The organism is Okeania sp. SIO2F4, assembly GCF_010672385.1.
GTDB lineage: Bacteria > Cyanobacteriota > Cyanobacteriia > Cyanobacteriales > Microcoleaceae > Trichodesmium.
Genome location: NZ_JAAHGT010001437.1, coordinates 1 through 1,300, shown reverse-complemented (window position 1 = coordinate 1,300; position 1,300 = coordinate 1). Strand labels below are relative to the sequence as shown.

Annotated in this window: 1 protein-coding gene; it reads right to left on the bottom strand. The window is 32.5% G+C overall.

What is annotated here, in order from left to right:
- Nucleotides 1–363: 363 nt before the first annotated feature.
- The gene (locus tag F6K22_RS41035) at nucleotides 364–1,125 is read right to left on the bottom strand and encodes a hypothetical protein (protein WP_293110931.1); all 762 of its coding nucleotides are present in this window, start codon (nucleotides 1,123–1,125) and stop codon (nucleotides 364–366) included.
- Between the last annotated feature and the right edge of the window lie 175 nt (nucleotides 1,126–1,300).

Below are 1,300 nucleotides of genomic sequence, written 5' to 3'. Positions count from 1 at the left end.
TTACTATGTAATATCATCAGGACTTACGCACAGATACCATATATAGCGTATGGCAAATAGAGGGATGTAGCTGCCGCACTTGCTCCGCCAACGCTTAAAAATCAAGCGCGATCGCCTCAAGACAAGTACCATTGTTAAAACAAGGGTAAAAAACACCTATAAAATCAAAACAGCTCTAAATTTTATTGTAGGGTTCTTCAGTTTTTGGATCAGATAATCTGAGAGTAATTCATGCTTAACTTTATAAATAGTTTTTCCTATTTTTACTGCTAATCTTTTTAATAAATTCCAGACTAATATAGCGCAGGCTATGTGATTTTTTTGAATTTGGCGCTCGACGATATAGACATCTCCAAAAATGATTTAACTTGGTTTAAAACAACTGTAAATCTGATTATTTGATTCAACTACTTGTTTGACAGGAGTAATATGTTTATTAATAATTTTTTCTACTTCAATTTTGACACTATCGGACATTGAAGATAGCCATCCATCAATATCAATGTGCATCCACCTTTGACTAGGGTCATTATATACAGCAAAATTCAATAAACTATTCATATTTGCTGAACCTGCTGTGTCACTAACTTCTTTCATCATGGAGTAAGTTAAGCCGTAAAATGGTTCGGAACCTGCTTGAAAATATTGTTCCCACCCACTCCAATTTAAATTATTCCTGGTTAAAATTTTCTCAGCAAAAACAGTAGCTAATCCTTCTGCATAGCAGTCAAGTAATTGTGCATTTAATAGGTGAAATATTTCGTGAGCTAATTGACCGTGGAAAGAATATTCAGATGGTTTCCGACTTAAATATATAGTAAATTCACCTTGATTTGCATTTTCAAGTGAAGTTAACGGAGTTAGATTTAAGCGTAAATTAATTTTTTTAACTGGTATTCTTGATTTGCCATATAGTTGTTGACTATAATTAAATCCTGATTGAACAAAAGAATAAATACTCGAATTATTGAAATTAGCATCTAAGGATTTTATTTGAGGTGATGAAATAAATTGAGCCGAAACTTCCTGAAGTGCAAAATTAGGAATGTAGAGAAAAATTAGTAATGAAATAAGTGCGATTAATAAAAGTTTAATCCGGAAAATAATTACCATGATTTGTCTCATAATCAAAACATATAGCAATCCTCTGCACAATTGTAATATTTTTGTGGTTGTTAGGAGGACAGAGTCTTAGGGGCGAAGAGGGAATCGCCCGTACGGTCCTCAGAATTTTCAAGGTTTTTCGTCAATCTTAACTATTATAAAAATTATCACAAATCATTTAGGATTGCTATATAAC